Genomic DNA, 21,317 nt, shown 5'->3' on the forward strand with positions numbered 1-21,317 from the left:
AACGCCTACTATCGTGCCCTGAACCATGGTGTTCAGGGTGGTCGTTGCTTTGCGGAGGCTTTATGCATTTGCGTTCTCCCTTTGCGTATGGGTGCCGGCTGACGCTGGCCCTTACGCTGTTCGCCGCTGCCCATCCCGGATGGGCGCAGCCGGCGGCCGCACTCTCCTTGCAGGAAGCGGTAGCCCTCGCGTCTTCCGGCTCGTCGGACGCCGAAACATCGCGCTCGGCGGTCCAGTCCGCCATCGAGATGGCGGTCGCTGGCCGGCAATTGCCGGATCCGGTGCTCAAAGTCGGTGTCAATAACGTACCGGCGAACGGACCCGACCGGTTTTCCCTCGGCACGGAATCGATGACGATGCGCTCGATCAGCCTGATGCAGGAGTTCACGAGATCGGCCAAGCGTGAGGCTCGCGCCCAGCGCTTCGAAGCCGAGGCGTCGTCGGCGGAGGCCCAGCGTACGGCGGCGCTCGCCACGGTGCAGCGCGGCGCCGCGACGGCCTGGCTGGACCGCTGGTATGCCGAGCGCGCCTACAGTGTGCTCTCCGAACAGGCGCACTCCATCCAGTTGATGGTAGACGCGGCGCAGGCCGCCTATCGCGGCAACCGCGGCTCCCGTGCCGACATCGTGGCCGCCGAACTGGAACTCCAGCAACTGCAGGATCGCGAAGACGAGGCTCGCGCGGCGCTGGCATCAGCCCGTGCGATGCTGCGCCGCTGGGTGGGCCAGGCGGCCGAGCGCCCGCTGACCGAACGCCCGGCGCTCGAGGCGCCGGCTTGGCTCAACACCCTGGAGGCCGACGGCGTGGCGCAACTGCCAGACGTGGCGGCGGCCGAGGCCCAGGTCGGCGTCGCCGAGGCCGAAAGCCGCGTCGCCCGGGAGAACAAGATCCCGGATGTGAGCGTGGAACTGATGTACAGCCAGCGTGGCCCCGCTTACTCCAACATGGTTTCTCTCAATGTCTCACTGCCGCTTCCCTGGGACCAGAAGCAGCGCCAGGATCGGGAACTCGCCGCAAAGCTGGCGCAGGCCGACGCCGCGCGCGCGCAAGCCGAGGTCATACGCCGCGGCTTGATCGGACAGTTGCGTGGCAAGCAGGCGGGGCTGTCGCTCAGCCAGTCGCGGCTCGAGCGCTATCGGAACACCACCGTGCCACTGGCTAAGGCCCAGACCGAAGCGGCCCTGACCGCCTATCGCGCGGGCGCAGGCACCCTGACCGCCGTCGCCGATGCCAGTCGCAAGGCGCTCAATATTTCGCTCGAGCGCCTCAAGCTTGAAGCCGCTACCGCCCGACTCTGGGCGGATCTGGCTTTCCTGATGCCATTACCCACGGCAGCCCAGCCCACGTCACTGCAAGGAGCTCAACCATGAACAAGACCACGATCGCACGGACGGTGGCAGGCCTGATGGTGGTGGCAAGCGTTGGAGCGGCCTATTTCCTCGGTCAACAGCAAGGGCGCCAGCAGTCGCCCGCATCGGCGAGCTTTGGCAGGGACACGAGCGGCGCCAGCGGTGCCGCGCTCAAGGCGGGCGATATCGACCCGAAAACTGGCAAGCGCATCCTCTACTGGCATGACCCGATGGTGCCAGGACAGCGCTTTGACAAGCCGGGCAAGTCACCGTACATGGACATGCCGTTGTCGCCGGTATACGAAGAAGCCAGCGGCGGTGCGGCCGTCACGATTGACAGCCGCGTGACACAGAACCTTGGCATTCGCACGGCCGAGGTCAAGACCGGCCGGCTGGAGGCCGCTTTGCAGGTCCCGGGCAATGTCGCGATCAATGAACGCGGCATCGAAGTGCTCCAGGCGCGCACCAGCGGGTTCGTGGAACACGCGTATGCCCGGACCACCCTCGATCCGGTCCGCAAAGGTCAAGCGTTGGCGCAAATCTATGCGCCGGAATGGGTCGCCGCGCAGGAGGAATATCTGGCCGTGAGCCGGATGGACGGCAGCCTCCAGCGCGATCTGCGTGAGGCCGCCATTGCGCGCATGCGTCAGGTGGGTATGACCGAGAGCCATATCCGGTTGGTCCAGTCCACCGGCAAACTGCAGCCGCGGCTGGCGATCACCAGTTCGGTCGACGGCATCGTCACCGAAATCGGGGCGCGCGATGGCATGACGGTTTCGCCGGGAACGACTCTGTTTCGCATTGCGAGCCTAGCAACCGTTTGGGTCATCGCCGAGGTGCCTGAGAGCCAGGCCGCCCCGTTGCGGCCCGGCCAGACAGTGTCGGCCACCGCGGCAGCCTTGCCCGGCCACCCGCTGTCGGGCAAGGTCGACGCCATCTTGCCAGATATCAGCGCCGGCACCCGCACGGTCAAGGTGCGCATCGAATTGCAGAACAAGGCCCGTCAGCTATTGCCCGGCATGTTTGTCTCGGTGCGCTTTGACGCCGCCCCAGGGCCAGATCGTGTGCTCGTGCCAACCGAGGCGCTGATTCGCACCGGCACGCGCACCATCGCCATGGTCGCATCCGGCCAAGGCGGCTTCAGCCCCGTGGAGGTCAAGACCGGCGCGGCGGCAGGCGGTGAAACCGAAGTCATTGAAGGGCTCAAAGCGGGTCAGAAGGTGGTCGTATCAGGACAGTTCCTGATCGACTCGGAGGCGAGCCTGCGCGGCACTACTCAGCGCATGACCGCGCCCACAGCCGCCTCTGCAGCCGGCGCGTCGGCGCCTGGCGCCGCTGCGGCGCCCGGGCCGGAACATCAAGGCGTTGGGCGAATCGAGGCCGTGACCGAGCAGAGCATGACGATCTCCCATGGCGCCATTCCCTCGGCGCAGTGGGGCGCCATGGCGATGGAGTTTGGCGCGCCGCCGGCCGGCATGCCCAAGGGATTCAAGTCCGGGGATCAGGTCAGGTTCCGCTTCCGACTGGATAAGGACGGCGTGGCGACCCTGTCGGCGGTCGAGACGGCCGACACCACTGCGGGAGCCAAGCCATGATCGCCCGACTCATTCTCGCCTCCATCCGCAATCGCTTCCTGGTACTGCTCGCCACCGTCATGGTGACCGCGTGGGGACTTTGGGCGGTACAAAGTACACCGCTTGACGCCTTGCCAGACCTGTCCGATGTGCAAGTGATCATCCGCACGCCATTCCCTGGCCAGGCGCCGCAAATCGTAGAAAACCAGGTGACCTATCCGCTCACCACGACCATGCTGTCGGTGCCCGGGGCGAAGACCGTGCGCGGCTACTCGTTCTTCGGTGACTCCTATGTCTATGTGCTGTTCGAAGACGGGACTGACCTGTACTGGGCGCGCTCACGCGTGCTCGAGTACCTGAACCAAGTGCAGTCGCGATTGCCCGCGGCAGCCAAGCCCGCGCTCGGGCCCGATGCAACCGGCGTCGGCTGGATCTACGAGTATGCCTTGGTCGACAAGACCGGCCAGCATGACCTCAGCCAGCTACGGGGACTGCAGGACTGGTTCCTGCGCTTCGAGCTCAAGTCCCTGCCTAACGTCGCCGAAGTGGCCTCGCTCGGCGGCATGGTCAAGCAGTACCAGATCGTGCTGATGCCGGATCGGCTGCGCGCCTATAACCTGTCCCAAGCCAAGGTGCTGGCAGCGCTCAAGGGCGCCAACCAGGAAACCGGCGGCTCGGTGCTGGAGTTGGGCGAAGCGGAATACATGGTCCGGGCGACCGGTTATCTGAAAACGCTGGACGACTTTCGCCAGATTCCGCTGGTCACCCGCGACGCGGGCATCCCGGTACGGCTGGGCGACATTGCCACCGTGCAGCTCGGCCCCGAGATGCGGCGCGGTATTGCCGAACTGAATGGCCAGGGCGAAGTGGCCGGTGGCGTCATCGTGCTGCGCTCGGGCAAAAATGCCCTGGAAACCATCGAAGCGGTCAAGGCCAAGCTCGCCACCTTACAGAAGAGCCTACCCAAGGGCGTCGAGATCGTCACGACGTACGACCGGTCGGCACTGATCAAGCGGGCGGTGGACAACCTCACCACCAAACTGATCGAGGAATTTGCGGTCGTGGCGCTGGTCTGCCTGGTGTTTCTGTTTCACCTGCGCTCGGCGCTGGTGGCCATCGTCTCGCTGCCGCTGGGCGTGCTGGCCGCCTTCCTGGTGATGCGCTACCAGGGCGTGAATGCCAACATCATGTCGCTGGGCGGCATTGCCATCGCCATTGGCGCGATGGTCGATGCCGCGGTGGTGATGATCGAGAACGCGCACAAGCATCTTGAGCATTGGCATGCCGATAACCCACAACGCGAACTCAGCGCGCAGGAGCGCTGGCGCGTCATTGGCGAATCTGCCGCCGAGGTCGGGCCTGCCCTGTTCTTTTCGCTGTTAATCATCACGCTGTCGTTCATCCCGGTGTTCACGCTGGAGGCGCAGGAGGGCCGTCTCTTTTCGCCGCTGGCCTTCACCAAGACCTATTCCATGGCGGCCGCTGCGGGATTGTCCGTCACCTTAGTACCGGTGCTGATGGGCTACATGATCCGCGGCAAGATTCCGTCGGAACAGGCCAATCCGCTCAATCGCTGGCTGATTCGCGGCTACCAGCCGCTGCTTGGCAAGGTGCTCACCTATCCGAAGACCACTCTGGCGATTGCCGCCGTACTGCTCGTCGCCACCGCGTGGCCCATTATGCGCATCGGCGGCGAATTCATGCCGCCCCTGGATGAAGGCGATCTGCTCTACATGCCCTCGGCGTTGCCAGGTCTCTCCGCAGGCAAGGCCTCCCAGCTCCTGCAACAGACCGATCGGCTCATCAAGACCGTGCCGGAGGTCGCGACGGTGTATGGCAAGGCGGGCCGCGCCGATACCGCTACTGATCCAGCGCCAATCGAGATGTTCGAGACCACCATTCAGTTCAAGCCCAAGGACCAATGGCGTGCCGGCATGACCACCGACAAGCTGGTGGAGGAACTCGATCGGGTCGTCAGGGTGCCAGGGCTGTCTAACATCTGGGTGCCGCCGATCCGCAACCGCATCGACATGCTCGCCACCGGCATAAAAAGCCCAGTGGGGATCAAGGTCGCCGGTACGGATCTGAAGGAAATCGATCGCTTGGCTACTCGCATCGAGGAGGCCGTCAAGACGGTCCCCGGAGTCACCTCCGCGCTGGCCGAACGGCTCACTGGCGGCCGGTACATCGACGTGGATATCGACCGGGCGGTTGCCGGCCGGTATGGCCTGAACATTGAAGACGTTCAGGCCATCGTCTCCTCGGCCATCGGCGGCGAAAACGTCGGTGAAGTGGTCGACGGGCTCGCGCGCTATCCAATCAATGTCCGGTATCCGCGCGACTATCGGGACTCCATCGAGCAACTGCGCAGTCTGCCGATCGTGACCGACAAGGGGCTGCAGATAACCCTGGCCGACGTTGCGCGCATCCAGGTCGTGCAAGGACCGCCAATGCTGCGCAGTGAAAATGCGCGGCTCTCCGGATGGATCTACGTCGACATTCGCGGCAGGGACCTGCGCTCGGCCGTGCTGGACATGCAGGCGGCGGTGGCCAAAGCCGTCCCGATGCCAGGCGGATACTCCCTGAGCTGGTCAGGGCAGTTCGAGTATCTCGAGCGCGCTACCGCCAAGCTGAAGGTGGTGGTGCCGTTCACCCTGTTGATCATCTTCGTCTTGCTTTATCTGGTGTTCGGCCGGCTGGATGAGGCGCTGCTCATCATGGGGACGCTACCGCTCGCCTTGATCGGCGGCTTCTGGCTACTCTATCTGCTGGGCTATAACCTGTCGGTAGCCGGGATTGTCGGCTTCATCGCACTCGCCGGGGTCGCTGCGGAATTTGGCGTCATCATGCTGCTCTATCTGAAACACGCTTGGCAGGAACGGCTTGAGGATGGTCAAAGCAATCTCGCGGCCCTGCTCGATGCGATCCAGGAAGGCGCCGTGCTGCGTGTGCGCCCGAAGGCGATGACCGTGGCGGTGATTCTGGCCGGCCTGCTTCCGATCATGTGGTCGCACGGCACCGGCTCAGAAGTAATGCAGCGCATCGCTGCCCCGATGGTTGGTGGCATGGTGACGGCGCCGCTGCTGTCCATGTTTGTGGTGCCGGCGGTGTACCTGCTGTTACGCCGCCGCCAGCTCAAGCAGACTTCCCTTTCCCCCCACCACCTCTCACCTCAGGAGGAATCGCAATGAAATACCTCAAAACCCTCGCGGCCGTCGTGGCCATCCTTACTGGGCCGGTCGCATTCGCCGCGGGTTCAATGGACGGCATGGACATGAAGGCCCCGGCCGCCTCACCACAGGCACCTCGACCGGTGCCCGCAGAGATCAAGAAGATCGATGCGCAAGCCGGCAAGGTTACGCTCAAGCACGGCCCCATCGAGAACCTGGGCATGCCCGGAATGACCATGGCGTTTCCGGTCAAGGATCGCGCCTCGCTTAGCCAGTTCAAGGAAGGCGAAGCCGTGTCGGTGACCTTCGACAAGGTGGATGGCGCGCCCACGGTCGTGGACATGCAGCGCAAATAATTCACGCCATGCGCGCACGGTTTGCTGCCAAGCAGGCCGTGCGCGCCCTAGCTCCTGGCAGGCTTGCTAATATCAAGCCGCCTGGTTTCGCGTTGCATTGCGCAGAGTCCCTGACAGGCCAGATCCAAATCGAACCCCTATCGTGCCCCGCTCCCTTTTTGATCTGCCCCACGATGTCCTTGTTGTCGTCCTGAGCTCACTGGCAATCATCCTTTGTATGCTCGGCCTGTTTGCCTGGTATGTCAGACGCCGACATGGCCCTGCCTCGAGAATGCGCAATCCGCGCGGCGCGGCGTCGCGTAAGCGCAACAGAAAATCGACGAGACGTCGCAAATAGCGGCCACAACGGTTCGTTCGCAGCGGAATTCGATGCAGCACCGGTTCGTGCCTGCCTCGGCATCGACGGGGCGGTCATGCCCTTGCTCGGCGCACTACGCTGCCGCCCAGACTAGCAACAACTCAGTCCGCCCATCATGCGCTGGTGCATCAACAGCATGCCGACCGCACCCAAGAGGGCGATCACGCCGATGGTAGCGCGTACGGTCAAGATGATTCTCCAAATGGTCGATCTATTCATGGCGCTCCCTTCCTGACGTCACCTTGCGTTGCCATCATCGCCGTCGCGATCTCCCGGGCAATGGCGCTTGGTCGAACGGACGCGCCCAATGCCTAATGGCAACCTCGTCATCGACGCGGCATGAGCTTGACGGAATGAGGGGGAGGTCGGCAAACCGCGCCAAGATGTGGGCTGTACTTGGTACCGCTGTGTGCAACTTGCCCTTGGGAGCATGCTCGCGTTCGGGATGATGATCAATGTTGCGCGGCATCATGGCTACTGCCTGTGCTGCCCCCCTTTTTCTGCTCCTGATTGGCCCGATGCCTGCGCTGCGGGCTGGCGCGGGCCAGCCGCACGGTGCCCACCAATCTCTGCACCGAACTGTTCATTGTTGTCGCCAGCCGACCGATCGACCATGTCGCGGTACTCGGTTGGCGTCAGGGCGGGCAGCTTATCCAGAAAAGCGACGAGATCCCAGATTGCCTCGTCGTCGTGATCGCTGCCCCACGCTGGCATGCCGGTCATCTTCAAGCCGTGTTTGATCACAACAAAGGCATGCTTCGGATCGGCCCGGCCCTGGTCCAGGCGCGGCGGCGCGGGATACAGTCCACGCGTCAACTGGCTGTCGGGCAAGCCCGGTGCGCGGTGGCACGCCACGCACATGGATGCATATTGGCCGGCGCCTTTGAGAACGCGCTGGGCATCATTCAGATTCGGCGGCTCCAGTTTGTCGGCTTGCTGGCCAATGGCGCGCGAACGCACCATCGCCAGGACTTTCTCTGTAATCGGCCAGTGCGGTTCGTCGGCGGCCACACTATAGGCGCCCGAGTACGCGATCCCGAATACAGCTGCGGCGGCAAGGAGCAGCAGCGCAATGATCGAAATTGTGAAGGTTCTCATTGCGAGTCTCTGTCGCTGGCCGCGTCGGAAGCGTTACGCCGCGCACCTTCGTCATCGGACTGGCGTGCTGACATAGCGGGACGCCCGCGCGTGTCATTTGACGCCGTCTCGGTTGTATGGCACTCCCCGACTTCGTGGTTTTGAAGGAGGACCAGTTGATTGCGCAGCGGGGACAGCGCCGGGCCTTCTAGCACTTGGCCATCGGGGGAGTACCGGCTGCCATGACATGGACAATCCCAACTGCGTTCGACGGCATTCCAGTGCACCATGCACTTCATGTGGGTGCAAACTGCCGATACCACGTGAAGCGCGCCGGCTGCGTCGCGATAGGCCGCCACCCGTTCGTGCCCCAGCCGCACGATCGCCCCTTGCCCCGGCGCCAGCGCCTGCGCCGGCTTGGCGCTGCGGTACGTCACATAGTCGTGGAAGAACTCCTTGGCAACGCCGGTGTTCGCCTTGAACATGTCCGACCCTGCCCGCCCAGGATGAAACCGACGCACGCGATACAATTCGCTCCAACGATTCTCACGCCCATTGATTTGGTCAGCAATCAGTCGACCGGCCAGCGTGCCGTACACAAGGCCGTCGGTAGAGAAGCCCGTGGCGACATAGAAGCCAGCACTGTCCTGACCGATATAGGGCAATTCGTCGGGCGAGTGATAGTGTTGCGCCGACCACCGCCAGGCCGGCTCGCCTAACTGCAAGGCGGTCTGCGCTTCGGCGATCAATCGCGCCAGAGCCGCGGCGGCATCATGACGACCCGTTTCGTGATGTTCACCAATGCAAAGCAAATACCGCTGGCCGTCGGTTTCGAATGAACGCACGGATAAACGCGGCATGCCCAAGGCCCAGAATATGCCTGGCGCTAGAACATCTCCCCCAAGCCGAAAGGCGAGGCCATACTCGCGGCGAACTTGCATGCCCGCCTGGATAAAATGAAACCCAATGGGAGTATGCGTCGCCAGCACGATGTGGCGACCGACCAGCCTGCCAGCGGGGGTCCGCACGACCCCTGACCCCGCATCCAGCTCCATGGCTGGACTGTGCTCGTAGACCTGCACTCCACATTGCTCGGCGTGCGCGGCCAGGGCATGCATGTAGCGCAGTGGATGGAATTGGGCTTGCCCGGGCAACACCAGAACCCGCCCGTAAGGTACAGGTAGCGGCTTTGGCACGTGGTCAGTCCAGTCAACGGCCATGCCCGCCAATCTCGCCGCGTCCAACTCGTCCTGAAGTCGCCCTTCTGCTTGCTCACTAATCGCGTATTGGAACATCGGGCAGCGCCGAAACGCGCAGTCTGAATGCCTGACAGTGGTTTGCTGCTCGATCCAGGCGATGGCTTCAGTGCGTGAAGCCACCACTGCTCGCGCTGTCTGGGCATCCCATTTCTTGACAAGGGCCGCAAGACCGTCAGCGACCGTTGCATAGAGATTGCCTGTCGAACCGCCCGTAGCGCCGCGCCCAATGCGATGCGCATCAATGACAGCCACCGAACGCCCTTGCTGGGCCAAAATCAGCGCGGTAGTCAGGCCGACAATGCCCGCGCCGACCACGATGACCTCAACCTGAATCCGGCCGGTCAGCGCCGCCCGGTGCGGCAATGTAGAAGTCGCCGCCCACAGTGATGTCATGCCCATCCGTAGCCTCCCTCAGTTGGCCATGCGCAGTTTGGTGACACTTCCACCAGCACGGCATTTAAAGTGCCAACTCAATGTCGTCGTCAGTCGGCTTATGCACGCATGACGCTTGCCAAGGGGAACCTTACGCGCGCGTCATTATCGTGTAATCAATGCGAGCGAAAACATTGCGACGGATCGGAAAATTAAGAGAAATCGCGATTTACCACGCTGCCACTTTCATATTGCTCCGTTGCCATCCGCCACGCGCGCGCATGTTCTACTACGTGTCCTTGTATGTTTCGCCATGTGAGCAAAGTCAAACCTGACTACTTCTTGATTGAAACGATGTGCCTTCTACAATGGTCCGCATACCAACGAGAGATCGATGAGGAGAGGCTGCCATGAACCGCACACGGCCCAACGACGCATCGCAGAGGGAGGGGCTGGCACCCACGATCAAGCCGCCGCGCTCAGTATCTCCCCACGTGGCGCATCTGTATGGCGGCGGGACTCTTCACAATGTCGGCCCTGCCCACTTGGTCTGCCGTCCTTGGTCGCGCCATCACAGCCAACTTTGAAGTTGCGCTGATGGTGCTCCTGATCGACCATCACTACTCCGCCTTGCGCATGACCGAGTTGGCTACCTGGTACCGACCCGCGCCGTAGCGGCCAACTTTAGAACAAGATCAAGTCAAATGCTCGTCAGGAGAATCGTGCCCAGCGGGAAGAGATCCTGCGATTACTCGCGATGCTACGCGATTGGTATGGCGTTCCCTATCAGCCCCGAGCCCGGCCGAAGCAGCAGGCCGCCATCGAGATCCTCGAACGAGTTCAACTGGGCAAGGGCTTTGAGCACGCCTTTCTCGAAGTCTTTAGCAGGCACCACTTCACTTCGCTGGAGCCGCTCAATGTCCGCATCACCGGCGCAGATCGGCGGCATGATGCGCTCATCCGGATGTGCAACGAGACGTGGCATGCCGAAGGCATGGGCATTGACGCGAAATGCTGGAGCGTGACTTTAACATTCCAGACTACCAGCCGTTTAGCGGCATGCAGCCGCTGCATGCCGCTACACGGTAGCCCTCGCGGCCAACATCGCGGGGATGACTGAAGATGTATGTGCGCTTGAAAAGGAGCGGTGCACAGCCAATGTCTTCTTTCTTGCGGAGCATCCGTCATGCTGATCCTACAACCCAAACTGCATACGAATCGCCGGCTTGTTGTGGCGGCTTGCCTTTTGCTGACGGGCATCTCATCCGGCCTTGCGCAACATGCTTCCGGTGAACACGGTCAAAGCGCCGTGCCAGGCGGCTCCGCCGCACAAGAGATTCACGGCTCGATGGCGCCAGGCATGGACAAAATGTTGGCGATGCAACCGTCAGGCAACGTTGACAAGGATTTTGCCACGATGATGAAGATGCACCACCAGATGGCGATCGACATGGCCAAGACTGAACTGGCAAAAGGCGACTCGAAAGAAATGAAAGCCTTGGCGAAACAGATCATCAAGGATGCACAACGCGATATCGGCAAGTTCGATCGCTGGTTAGACCAAGGCAAGACACCCGGGTGACCCTGGCCTCTGGCGCCCCAATTGATCTGAGGAGCACAAGCGGCACAACGGCATCCGGGGTTGGTACGCCGGATGCCGATTTCGGGCTTTTTCGTCGAAATCTGTGCATCGAAAAAAACGAAGTCCCCGCAGCCTAGGTGCTGCGGGGACTTTTAAGCATGCTGGACCCCGGGGAGAGAGGCACCAGCTATGGCAAGATGGACGCGCCGCTTACCCCGCCAGCGTCGATCAGGCACTATCAAATATAGAACGCACGAGTTAACCGTGATGTTGCGCACGCATTACAACTTAGCAATCGAATCCGGGGGTCTTCAGTATGCGCGGAAGGCCCTAGCCGCCTGGCTACCTTGGCACGCGGAGCTGCCATCCCGCAGCCGATGCTCAACAGGCAGTGGTAACGAGACCACGTTCCCATGAGTCGAAGATGAAATCGTTCAGTTGGCATGGCATCACGCTGCGTGCAGGCATGCATCTTTGGTCCAATCCAAGACGACGCGGTACCGAGGCCGCTCTGCCAACCGTCATGCGAGCGCCGACGCTGTTTGACCTAGTCGTGCTTGCGGAGCAATGGGCAATCGCCGAACCGGAATGCATCAACGATCAGTTATTGACGCGAGGCGAGATCACCGCCCGACAGCATGCCAACACACAGGACTTTCTGGATCGTATCGCCAATGCGAATCGCGCCCGCGCTACTGTCCTCTGCAATAGCGGCAATAGGCCGACCAAGTGATGCATAAGGTGTATGACGCACCGCTATACATGACACGCTGTCCATTTCGGGATAGGCCACCGATGCCTGAGCATCCCTCAGCACAGCACACGAGGCGCTCATCATCGGCTCGGTAAACGGCCTTAAACCAGGAGAACGAAGAACGTTTAGCCAAGCGAACCGCAGAATTAGGGAGGCGTGGGATTCCCCAGGAAGAGAGCGCTATCGGGCGCCCGTCCATTCCTCCAGAGGCGCTCTTCCTACTGAGTTGTTCTTGCTCATTTTGCTTACTTCTCAAGCGTCTGGCACGCCGGCCGCAAACACAGCTGCTCGTTGCCAATCCCGCTCGGTAAGCGGTAAATGAATCACTATCCTGTTCAGCATGCGCTGTGACGGCTCAGACGATTGCGTCAAATACCTTTCGACTTTGGACGGTTTTTTTCCTCTGTCATTGGCGCCAATTGGGCTCCCAAGGACGCACTAATCCGGCATACTGAAGGTCCTTCCACAACATCTCCGCATGCCTCTTTAGTAAAAGTCCGTGTGCGACGGCACACGGGAAAAAGAATCCCGGCCACGTCCGATTAGTTCCTGCGGGCCAGCACGCAACGTCGATTGCTTGCAACAACGCCCGGATCGATTTTTCGTCGCATCCGCGAATACGCAGTTGGTGCCTAGCAAAACGATCTCCACATTGTCGCCTTACTGTTCGTCTTGATATTCGCCTTGCAGCCGTTGACCAGGTCAACCAGGCTCGCCACGTACAGCTTCGGTGATGCTAGTCGTAATGAGGTTTAGCCCACGAGATATAGAGCGTCTTCATGTATCGCCTCTCAAACCGGTGCGTGCCAGCTGCCTTGGCCGGGGTCTCGGCCGTGCGCAACGCCGCGCTGGTCATGGCGTCCAGGTTGCCGGCATAGGCGGGCAGGTAGTGCGCCGCGCCTTCGACCTCGAGGAACATGGACATCTTAAGGTCAATCAGGCGCTCGACGACGTCGAGAATGCACAACGGCGGTTGCGTGGCGGCGCTACGCGCCTCGCCAGCGCGTAAGCTTACAACTAATAACAGAAGCCATTGATCAGAAAAGCCAAGCTGCACGCCAATTCTGGCTTGTTGACTATCGATGCGCTACGGCGCAAAAATTAGGGCGAACATCATCTGGCGACCGGGCCGATCGAGTATTTTCAGCTCTGGCAACATCCCCTCCAATGCGCGCTGCCGTCCGCGTTTCCTCAGTATGACTCCGTTCACTGAAACGGCCTTAACGGCATACCCGCCACACTCTCGAATGCGATGAAGCCCCGGCAACACCCTTCATTCCCAAAAATAGCCATAGTCGAACTTTCCATGAGTTCAACCAGAACACTTTGCCAATACAATGGCTTTCCGCGACCAAGGATTTTGAAGATGGTGGCATAGAGGCAGAGCGTCACGGCGCGCACGGACAAGCGGGTTAGGCAGCGGCCGTACAAAGATTGCACCTCCCTTCCCGCGTAGACATGTCGAAGACCGTCTGTCAATGCGTACCGGCACGAAGCCGCCCCGCCGTCAAAAAAATACCGGAGAATGTGAAGGGCTGCAACGTGACGATCTAGCGACCGTAGTCTCAATTGAACACCGTCGGTCCACACTATCGAACATTGTCGCTCCGGGAACAGTAGCAATCTTGATAACAGCCATTTCGCCAGCATGCGTAGCGTAGCGCGATACACGAGATCGACGTAATGTCGCTCCTCCGTCCGACGTCTACCGTAAAACAATTGCGTTCCATCTCGACGCAAACACCAACTGAGTATCGTTACAGCGTGCTTCGAATTCTCCAGGCTTGGGGGTAGGACTGGGGCAAGACGCACGCATAACGCGTAGGCAAGTGTTTCACGCCATTGCCAGTACCGACTTACCGCAGCATCGGCAGACCCAACCTCAGCATGAGCCATATGCAGACGGTTTGTCCAAGCCATTAGGTTGTCAAACCGTCGGTGAAGTTCTCGTCCGTGATCTCGAAATTCGTGATGCATTGCGGGGACAAACTCCGCGCCTGAAATCCACGATAGGCAATAGTTGCACTGATAAGGTTTCCACGAGCTGCAGGCGTCAACCACGGGAGGTAAGGGGTGCCCACAGCTCTGACAAAGGGAAGTTAGCGGTACCGCATGGACAGGGCACAATGGAAGCGCAACGCATTGGAACCAAAAGCTGTGGTATCCCGACTCCAAACACAGCGGACATATCCTCAGCGTCGACGAGAACATTGCATTTAAGAGGCAGGCCGCGCGCCCACTCATGGTGTTCGCTTCCTCAGCCGGGCGCTGCAGTATGACCGCAGCAGTCTCCAAGGCTCCGGCTAAGGCATCAGACACTTCGAAGTAAGATTCATGCCTAATACCCCAGTAACGTTTGACATGCAGCCTTCTTAGCTCGCCCTCGCCTAGGTCATTCAATTGAACCCATCGCATCAACACAGACAGGGTCGACTCATAGGGAAGCGGGCCCCACTCGACGCCTGTCCAACCCAGCAGTCGCTTGCCTTTGTCGGTCGCTACCGTAACCATGCGGACCACCAGTTTCTAGTCGTCTAACTTACCGACAGCATGCGCTGCCGCCGCAGTCCAAAATCTCTTCTTCAAGTACCCGTGGTCAAAGTCGTCGTCCGCAACACGAACAGCCAAATATGGCAGCGCTTCGAAAATTCGACGGCTTAGCAGGCATTCCTCCTCTCTATGGCCATTTTCGTCTTCTATTTCCTTCTTTCTAATTTGACCAAACTCCGTGAATGCTGCCCAGAGGTCGTCCACGTGATTCTCGAACCGAAATCCGTTTGAAAACGCTTTGGGAAAAAAATATCGAGTCCACGTGCATCCGGAGCCCGGCGGCCAGATCTTGGAATCGACAGCGCGAAGCACCTCTCGCAGGGAATCTTTGTCGTAGCCACGCAGTCTCACTCTATGAAGACCGAACCTATCGGCACATGCACCGGCAGGTCCTATCTCTATCATGGTTGTCAGCATATTCTTCATAAATGGTTCCTCGCCACAGGTCACCACGGTCAATGATATCCCCTTTTTTTCCAGTTCATTTTGTATGTCTTTTAGAAATCCAAAGTCCTCGGGTAGAAATGCCTGTGCTTCATCAAGAAGCAAGACCACCATTTTCCACAGCGTCATGCTAGCCAACACCTCCAACTTATCGACGACTCGCGCTTTGAGCCTAGCAGTCTCTCCGGTGAGAGTAGGATGATCTATCGATCGTAGGAATTCGATGAAATATGCACGAATCGAATTGGCGTGTCTGTTTGCCGCTGCATAGAATAGTATTGCAAAGCTATCTTCAAAGTCGTTTGGCAACTGTTCACGCAACGCCCGCAGAAATGACGTTTTCCCTTCTCCCCTATCCTCGGAGATGTAGAAGCTTCGACGCTGCAATACGCATAGCTTGCATGCGGCATACGCGTGTCTTATCGGCGGCGTCCACAAGGGACTATTGGTGTCGTGCGCGAGAAGTGGATGTGTACCGGTTTGCAGACGGCTACGGAGACTATCGACATTCTTTTCAGACATCATCATCTCTCCTTGTGTTGCGGAATGCCGTGAACACTCCCCGGAGGTCTCTGCTGCGATGCTCAGGAGACGACGTGGTTGGCTTCTCCGCTGGGTCGTACGCGATCTCCCGCTGTAGTTTGGCGATTCTCAAGGCCTCGCGTTTGCTTCGCTTTTTGGGCTTCTGGTCGAGGAGTGCCTGACGCCTCGCCTTTAAAGTTTCATGCACAGCCTGAGGGTCTCGATCTGCTGGACTTGCCAAGGCGTCCCGATTCATGACTCTCCGAGCCAGAATCGAATACTTCCAGTCTGCCCAGCGGGCGTCCGGATTTAATTGCCCGAGGTCCCGCCCAGTACCGAGGACGACGGCCCATGCTTTGCGAATGTCCATCCGCTGGACTTGAAGCTCCACTTTCTGTCCGATCAACGTGAAGTCAGAGGAAAGTCGCTCATTTGTATAGCGGCATCGATCAAATTGAACATAGGGCCGCACGCCCTTCTTCACTGAGCCACGGACACTGGCCACCACCTTATGCATCAGTAGTCGTAATTCTGGCTCGCTCGCGTTTGGCAAAGGCTGTGGTACCCAATCGAGTTCCGGCCGCATCGCATAGTCTTCCAATGTGTCCCGAATCGTGCTTCGGAAGAGTTTTTCCGGGGTAAATACCGTGTGATGTTCTGCGATGACGGCATCGAGAATTGCCGTAAGATCCCTGTCACGCAGCGTGTACCGTGCTGCCTCCTTCTCTGGCTCGCGGCGCCGCGGGTCATGCGGCCCGCTGCCATAGGTACACCGAAGTCGATGGAGGCCCCGCTCAGCAAGCTTTCCATTGAGTCGTTCAATAAAGGGGCGAAGCCACCAGGCACGTGGAACGCCGAACTCGACAGCGCAACCAAGTACATCGATGACATTGTTCACAAAGTCATTGGCAACGTTCGCCCACCCATTGTCGACTTTAAGTAGGCAACACCCCTGGCGGGCGCATAGGGGAATCAGATTCGGCAGGAGTGAAGCCTGGTCAGGTACGACATCGCGCATCAACGGTGCGTCGTCGTCCTGTGCTGCCGGCATCAACGAACTAAGGACAGTCTGGAGGGCCGTATCGGACGACGGCTCGGCCTCATAAGCGACGTGATAGCCGCATACGCCCCCACTGCACTCGTCGGCCAACACCCCGACATACCAACGAGCGACAAGCAACCTATGTAGGTGGCCATAGCGGTCCTCGAATTCGATGTACCCGGGCGCATCCTGCCGGACATAATCTAATTCCAAGATCGAAAATGGCATCCACGCTTGGATCAAGCGTGGATGCCCTTTCCCGATCCTCAAGTGCCACGCGGCCTCCTCCCCACTGCGCTCCCGGATGTATGCGGTAGGACTGGTTTTCAACAGCGCGTGCAAATACTTCTGCAGCGCAGAGTATCCGAGATTGCGCGTATTCAATGGCCACTCGCCCGGCTTGAGCTTTCCTTTTAATTCCTCAAGGAACTCCCTGTGAATGTTGGCAATTGACTTCCTGGCCTCGACATACTCGCCATCATCATTCTGACCCAGAAACTGTTTTATGACTCGCTTACGTAGCCAGGGAAACCGGAGAAACAGCTGTCCGAGTGCACCAGCAAATCCGTTTGAGCAACTTGTGCCCAATACGAAATTACGCACGACCGGTTTGTTGCGCGTGTATGCCACCACGTGAAGCCCGGGATGGAGCGCACGAAAACCGAAGATCCGCTTATCCGGAGCGACGGCGATGCAACGCTTGATGATGCGACGTAGATTATCATCCGAAATCAGCGTTTGTGCTGCAATGTCCGGGAAACTGTATCCTGCCATGTAGAGGGCGACTGCTTCTTTTTTGCGGGCTACTCCACGACGTGCATTTTCATCGAGTTGAGATACGTCAATATCTGGCCAAGCTTCAATATCTTGCAATGCGGCAGGAATCAAAGAACGTCTCGCACCTGCTTTCATTTTTCGATCCTCGAGATCAAGGAACGACGTGAAAACAATTGCTTCTTGAGCTCGGTTCGCAAAACCCCTACCGCCAGTTGATGTGCAACGGCAGCCAGCATAATGGCAACATCTATGCCGGGTTGAGCAATGACTTCGCTCAGCGCAACGGTATGGCGGTCCTCAAAGAGGGCTCTGAGCACTAACAGCTCTTTGCCTGCGTACTTGCCATGAGCACGGGTACGTGCTGCGCAGAGGAACCTCCAATTGTGCGGGAGTAGCCCGGCAGCGCGAATTTGTGCTTCGGTCTTAACAATGATGGGATAGGGGCACTGATCTTCCTTTGGCAAGCCACGCCGACTGAAGTACCAGCGCTCAATGGATTCATCCATAAAATGGACGTCCACGGCGTTGGAAGCGGAAACATCGCCGGCAAAATCTGAGCACAAGAGATACCGGCGAATCTCGGGATTCCCCTCCGCCAACATGAGGTGCCAGAAGCAAACTTGCCCAAATACCGCCAACCGCTTGTCGTTCTTGGGCGACTCAAAGACGTACAGATTGCGCAAGCCTCGTCCAGGCAAGTCAACATAATGCCGCGCAGCGATCGTTCGCGGCAAAACTACCGCATGTGCCTCGTGTTTCATCGCAGCTCCTCGGATTTGAGGGATGAGACCAGGCTTAACGCGGCGGCAAACAAAGATCCCCTTGACTTCCTGGCAAAAATGAAGCAGAGTCAATCCAGACTTGGAGAAATTTTGGGCAAGCGCGCGAAAGGCACTGGCCAGGATTTTTTCAGGCGATAATGCTCCCCTTCATCGGGTCGGATGATTTCAAATTCGGCGCGAGATCAGCCGTTACTGATCTCGCGCCTTGTTGCGTCTTGACCACGAGCGAATCGTGATCATATTTGTCATAGCTGCCTCCCCGGAAATACGCAAGCACTATCGGATTTGCCAGAAGCCAGCCGAGGTGATTATCAGTTACTTAACGGGAGGAGGATGCTTGGTTTCCCGTCCGGCACGGAAATAAATCATTTTTTTATTATTCGATAATCGTAGATAGGCATTAATTCGTGCCTACATTAGCGGTTTTCGGGGATTTTTTGAGGCTATACGCACCCGAAGGCGCTGAATAAAGCACATTCTGTGCCGGAGTGCCGTTGCGCAGCCCGCCCCCGAGATTTCCGGAATCCCTTTGGCATTTGTGCCGAAAGCAAGGCTCGACTAGGATATTAGAACGTCGGTTCTGACGAGCCTTGCGGAGGCGTTCTGATGTCGGCATTGCTATTGCGGCTGGGAAGTCACAAAACATGGGAGGGATCCCTGGATGAGTTGACGCTCGCCGCTTCAGAGCTGATCGGCACTCACCCCTGGCAAGGTCAGACGCTGCGTCCACCATCACGCTCCGTTGTCGTGGACTATCGCTCTGTGGGGCTAATAGCTCCAGCCATCCGCAAACGGTATCAGTGGGCACATCTGGTGCAGTTGGTTGTCGCCTGCGTGCTGGTGCAGTCAGGCCACAGCAGGAAGTCCGCAGCAAAGCGGATGCAGTCGATGGATCCCACTGAGCTGATTGCGCTGCTGATGCAACACAACGGGCCTGGTTCAGCCGAGATCGTTGAACCAGGCATTCCCACCGTGGATCACGCGCGCGCCTTGGGACTTGCCCACGAAGCCGTATGCTTGCTTGCGGTCGGCCTGGTCGACCATTTCCAGCGAGCGCGATCCGGTCGCTTGCTCGTTCATGATCCAGCGCTCTCGCCCGCCCTGCGCGGAGCGATGTTGCGGATGGCCAGCTTGCACGTTATGTTCGGCATGCCGGTTCGATCTGATGGCGCCCACACCCTAGTTGCACAATGTCGCCACACTTTGCGCGCCCGCGAGTGGGGCATACCGATTTTTGACCGCCCGGACTGTCGCTTTTACGGTATTCGCTTGCTCGATGCGCAGACTTGCCTTCCGACGATCGAGTGCATTGACTTGGCACGGCAGTCGGGTTCCGAGATCGACCTGAATGAGCAGCAGGCGTTTGCACAACTGAATTCGGCTTGCGACCAGTTCGGGATGCGTGGAAGCGACGTTTACTCCAAGCTTCGAGAGTTCATCACGCGACATCCCATCTCCTCCCCCACAGAGATACGCCGATTTTTGAGTGCATCCAGCATGCAACTGGCAGCACCCTTTATGGCGACCTGTTACGAGTCGGTTCAACCTCACCACCTCGTAAATGGCGCCCTGCTACGCTGCGCGACTTGCGGCGCGCCGATGGCCAACTCAGTGATCAAAGGTCATGCGTGTTGCGCGGTACGTCAATGCAGCGCGTTCGACGTACCGGTACCCTGTCGATCGGCTCGGCAGGTGCCAGTACAAGATGTCCTAATCGCGAAGTCGCATATTCTCGTTTACTGGTGCGGCCCAGGCCAAGACGAGATTGCTCTGTATGACACCGCTACCGCAAATCCTCCGGGACTAGTGGCTACACTGTATCCCGGTCGGGATAAGTGCGACGTCAGCCTGGATAACGAGACCATCGGGATCGATGTCAAGAGCCATGCCAGCCCGTTCCTTCTTGCGGACACCCTGAACCGAAACGTCGGGGGCTTGGAACTATTCCCAAAGAAATACATGGCTCTTTTGAAAAATGAGTGGGTTATGCGGCATGCGGGTTGATCGCGGAGAAGTCGAGCTTTCCGGCGATCAGGAAGATCACGGTGCGCATGGTTTTGAAGCTCACATAGCCGCGAGCCTTGCGCTTGGCGGCTTGGAACAGGCCGTTGAGCGCCTCCAGGAAGCCATTGGTCTGGCGAGTCTGGGTCCATGCAACGATGCCATCAAAATGCTTGCGGATCATGCGCGCGACCTCCTTCATTGGCTCGACCTTGGATCGCATGACGTTCGTGCACCACTGCTCGAGCATTGCGGAAACAACGTTGATCTGCTTGCGCCCAAGGATGTCGCGCAACTGCTCGCGATACAGCCAGGCACGGGCGGTGCGTTTGGTCGTGACGTTGGCGATCAACGCGTCGAGATCGGCACGCTGTGCGGCTGGCAAGCCGTCCCGATCCTTGAGCAGCGTCCAGCGCAGGCCTTTGAGGCTTGGATCGGTCTTCTGTTCGATACGCCGGGTCTTGTCCACGGCTGCCGAAGCGTGAGCCACGACATGGAACTTGTCGAAGGTGATGCGCGCGTTGGGCAAATGCTCGCTGAGGCCCTTGATGAACGCCGGCGACATATCGATACTGACCACCCCGATCTGCTCGGGCGCAGCGTTGTGCTCGCGCAGATGTTCAGCGAACTTGCCAACCGTGGCAGCATCCTTGCCTTCGGTCACAAACACGACGTTACGCGCGTCGGCATCAGCGACAAGCGTCAGGTAGTTGTGACCGCGCCTGTAGGACGTTTCGTCAACGGCGGCAGCGGTCATGCCGGCCAGATCGAGTTCGGCCACCGCGAGGTCGACATAGCGCTCGCAGATCGCGTACACGCGATGCCACGACTCACCCACCGTTCTGGCTACAGCAGAAAACGGCATCTGCTGCGCAAGCGCCACCACCATGGCTTCAAACAGCAACGTGAAGCCAGAGAGCTTGCCAGCCCAGTCCGGCTCGACCAACGCCACGCGGCCGTCGGGAAGCTTCACGCGTGGCGTGCGGACTTCCAGATAGCAGTCGTGCTCGAAGAAGTTCAGGTGCCGATAGCGTTTGGTCACCGTGTCGTGAACCGGGTGCCCACCGGCGACCTCCGGGTGGGAAAAGCGGCTGCCGGAGACAAAGTCAATCTGGATCGTCAACGTCTTGGTTTGCGCGTTGAAGTCGACTTCCCGGACGAACCACGGAGCGCTTACGCCAAGGGCTGCTTCAAACAGTTTGCTATGCATCGATCGTGTTGCTCTTTACCTGAAACCCGCCACGATACCACCCACTTGAAATTCAAAAGAGGCAAATACATAGCCATCAACGATCAGGCCCTGTCGCGCTTCCCCGGCTATTTGGATACCTTGCGCCGGGAGTGCAAT

The 21,317-nt window shown here is 59.3% G+C and carries 14 protein-coding genes and 1 pseudogene; 7 read left to right on the forward strand and 8 right to left on the reverse strand.

All coding sequences use genetic code 11. The features are described from left to right. Window positions 1–62: 62 nt before the first annotated feature. The 4 genes from LPA45_RS20305 to LPA45_RS20320 are packed head-to-tail and all read left to right on the forward strand — an operon-like array spanning window position 63 to window position 6,449. Window positions 63–1,370: a TolC family protein gene (locus LPA45_RS20305; protein ID WP_367395102.1), complete on the forward strand. Its 1,308-nt coding sequence runs from the start codon at window positions 63–65 to the stop codon at window positions 1,368–1,370. Continuing rightward, entirely contained in the window at window positions 1,367–2,944 is a 1,578-nt protein-coding gene (locus LPA45_RS20310) for an efflux RND transporter periplasmic adaptor subunit (RefSeq protein WP_062799430.1), read from the forward strand. Before LPA45_RS20305 ends, LPA45_RS20310 begins: the two co-directional genes overlap by 4 nt. Then, window positions 2,941–6,114, forward strand: a complete 3,174-nt coding sequence (locus LPA45_RS20315) for an efflux RND transporter permease subunit (RefSeq protein WP_062799432.1) — start codon at window positions 2,941–2,943, stop codon at window positions 6,112–6,114. The genes LPA45_RS20310 and LPA45_RS20315 overlap by 4 nt, the downstream gene beginning before the upstream one ends. After that, the gene (locus LPA45_RS20320; protein ID WP_062799435.1) at window positions 6,111–6,449 is read left to right on the forward strand and encodes a copper-binding protein; all 339 of its coding nucleotides are present in this window, start codon (window positions 6,111–6,113) and stop codon (window positions 6,447–6,449) included. The genes LPA45_RS20315 and LPA45_RS20320 overlap by 4 nt, the downstream gene beginning before the upstream one ends. 832 nt (window positions 6,450–7,281) lie before the next feature. On the opposite strand, the gene LPA45_RS20325 is transcribed toward LPA45_RS20320, so the two are convergent. From LPA45_RS20325 to LPA45_RS20335, 3 genes are all read right to left on the reverse strand, one after another. Beyond that, the gene (locus LPA45_RS20325) at window positions 7,282–7,905 is read right to left on the reverse strand and encodes a cytochrome c (RefSeq protein ID WP_062799437.1); all 624 of its coding nucleotides are present in this window, start codon (window positions 7,903–7,905) and stop codon (window positions 7,282–7,284) included. Further along, window positions 7,902–9,536, reverse strand: a complete 1,635-nt coding sequence (locus tag LPA45_RS20330) for an FAD-dependent oxidoreductase (RefSeq protein WP_082819048.1) — start codon at window positions 9,534–9,536, stop codon at window positions 7,902–7,904. The genes LPA45_RS20325 and LPA45_RS20330 overlap by 4 nt, the downstream gene beginning before the upstream one ends. A gap of 739 nt (window positions 9,537–10,275) precedes the next feature. Further along, on the reverse strand, window positions 10,276–10,500 hold the full coding sequence (locus LPA45_RS20335) for a hypothetical protein (protein ID WP_147316270.1): 225 nt from the start codon (window positions 10,498–10,500) through the stop codon (window positions 10,276–10,278). Window positions 10,501–10,701: 201 nt separating this feature from the next. Here LPA45_RS20335 and LPA45_RS20340 point away from each other — a divergent pair, with 201 nt between their 5' ends. After that, window positions 10,702–11,097: a DUF305 domain-containing protein gene (locus tag LPA45_RS20340; protein WP_082818930.1), complete on the forward strand. Its 396-nt coding sequence runs from the start codon at window positions 10,702–10,704 to the stop codon at window positions 11,095–11,097. A 424-nt stretch (window positions 11,098–11,521) separates the two neighbouring features. Continuing rightward, the gene (locus tag LPA45_RS20345) at window positions 11,522–11,830 is read left to right on the forward strand and encodes a hypothetical protein (RefSeq protein ID WP_147316269.1); all 309 of its coding nucleotides are present in this window, start codon (window positions 11,522–11,524) and stop codon (window positions 11,828–11,830) included. 757 nt (window positions 11,831–12,587) lie between these two features. Here the strand turns inward: LPA45_RS20345 and LPA45_RS20350 are convergent. The 4 genes and pseudogenes from LPA45_RS20350 to LPA45_RS20365 form a co-directional block, all read right to left on the reverse strand. Continuing rightward, window positions 12,588–12,788, reverse strand: a pseudogene (locus tag LPA45_RS20350) (hypothetical protein); the annotation flags it as partial. A 1,589-nt stretch (window positions 12,789–14,377) separates the two neighbouring features. Beyond that, complete coding sequence (locus tag LPA45_RS20355) at window positions 14,378–15,373, reverse strand: ATP-binding protein (protein WP_116322058.1); 996 nt, start codon at window positions 15,371–15,373, stop codon at window positions 14,378–14,380. After that, window positions 15,360–17,321, reverse strand: a complete 1,962-nt coding sequence (locus LPA45_RS20360; protein ID WP_147316268.1) for a hypothetical protein — start codon at window positions 17,319–17,321, stop codon at window positions 15,360–15,362. The genes LPA45_RS20355 and LPA45_RS20360 overlap by 14 nt, the downstream gene beginning before the upstream one ends. Then, window positions 17,318–17,947, reverse strand: coding sequence for a hypothetical protein (locus LPA45_RS20365; protein WP_116322056.1), 630 nt, complete (start codon window positions 17,945–17,947; stop codon window positions 17,318–17,320). The genes LPA45_RS20360 and LPA45_RS20365 overlap by 4 nt, the downstream gene beginning before the upstream one ends. Window positions 17,948–18,574: 627 nt before the next feature. Here LPA45_RS20365 and LPA45_RS20370 point away from each other — a divergent pair. Further along, on the forward strand, window positions 18,575–19,972 hold the full coding sequence (locus LPA45_RS20370; RefSeq protein WP_147316267.1) for a hypothetical protein: 1,398 nt from the start codon (window positions 18,575–18,577) through the stop codon (window positions 19,970–19,972). On the opposite strand, the gene LPA45_RS20375 is transcribed toward LPA45_RS20370, so the two are convergent. Next, window positions 19,953–21,179, reverse strand: coding sequence for an ISL3 family transposase (locus LPA45_RS20375; RefSeq protein WP_116322054.1), 1,227 nt, complete (start codon window positions 21,177–21,179; stop codon window positions 19,953–19,955). The two genes, LPA45_RS20370 and LPA45_RS20375, sit on opposite strands and share 20 nt — an antisense overlap. Between the last annotated feature and the right edge of the window lie 138 nt (window positions 21,180–21,317).

The organism is Cupriavidus sp. Agwp_2 (genome assembly GCF_040784895.1).
Taxonomy (GTDB): domain Bacteria; phylum Pseudomonadota; class Gammaproteobacteria; order Burkholderiales; family Burkholderiaceae; genus Cupriavidus.

What these genes read in the sequence shown, in the direction of transcription:
- LPA45_RS20355 (WP_116322058.1), bottom strand. Translation starts at nt 15,373, where the DNA reads ATGATGATGTCTGAAAAGAATGTCGATAGTCTCCGTAGCCGTCTGCAA.
- LPA45_RS20375 (WP_116322054.1), bottom strand. Translation starts at nt 21,179, where the DNA reads ATGCATAGCAAACTGTTTGAAGCAGCCCTTGGCGTAAGCGCTCCGTGG.
- LPA45_RS20345 (WP_147316269.1), top strand. Translation starts at nt 11,522, where the DNA reads ATGAAATCGTTCAGTTGGCATGGCATCACGCTGCGTGCAGGCATGCAT.
- LPA45_RS20370 (WP_147316267.1), top strand. Translation starts at nt 18,575, where the DNA reads ATGTCGGCATTGCTATTGCGGCTGGGAAGTCACAAAACATGGGAGGGA.
- LPA45_RS20330 (WP_082819048.1), bottom strand. Translation starts at nt 9,536, where the DNA reads ATGACATCACTGTGGGCGGCGACTTCTACATTGCCGCACCGGGCGGCG.
- LPA45_RS20325 (WP_062799437.1), bottom strand. Translation starts at nt 7,905, where the DNA reads ATGAGAACCTTCACAATTTCGATCATTGCGCTGCTGCTCCTTGCCGCC.
- LPA45_RS20360 (WP_147316268.1), bottom strand. Translation starts at nt 17,321, where the DNA reads ATGAAAGCAGGTGCGAGACGTTCTTTGATTCCTGCCGCATTGCAAGAT.
- LPA45_RS20305 (WP_367395102.1), top strand. Translation starts at nt 63, where the DNA reads ATGCATTTGCGTTCTCCCTTTGCGTATGGGTGCCGGCTGACGCTGGCC.
- LPA45_RS20340 (WP_082818930.1), top strand. Translation starts at nt 10,702, where the DNA reads ATGCTGATCCTACAACCCAAACTGCATACGAATCGCCGGCTTGTTGTG.
- LPA45_RS20365 (WP_116322056.1), bottom strand. Translation starts at nt 17,947, where the DNA reads ATGAAACACGAGGCACATGCGGTAGTTTTGCCGCGAACGATCGCTGCG.
- LPA45_RS20310 (WP_062799430.1), top strand. Translation starts at nt 1,367, where the DNA reads ATGAACAAGACCACGATCGCACGGACGGTGGCAGGCCTGATGGTGGTG.
- LPA45_RS20315 (WP_062799432.1), top strand. Translation starts at nt 2,941, where the DNA reads ATGATCGCCCGACTCATTCTCGCCTCCATCCGCAATCGCTTCCTGGTA.
- LPA45_RS20335 (WP_147316270.1), bottom strand. Translation starts at nt 10,500, where the DNA reads ATGCCACGTCTCGTTGCACATCCGGATGAGCGCATCATGCCGCCGATC.
- LPA45_RS20320 (WP_062799435.1), top strand. Translation starts at nt 6,111, where the DNA reads ATGAAATACCTCAAAACCCTCGCGGCCGTCGTGGCCATCCTTACTGGG.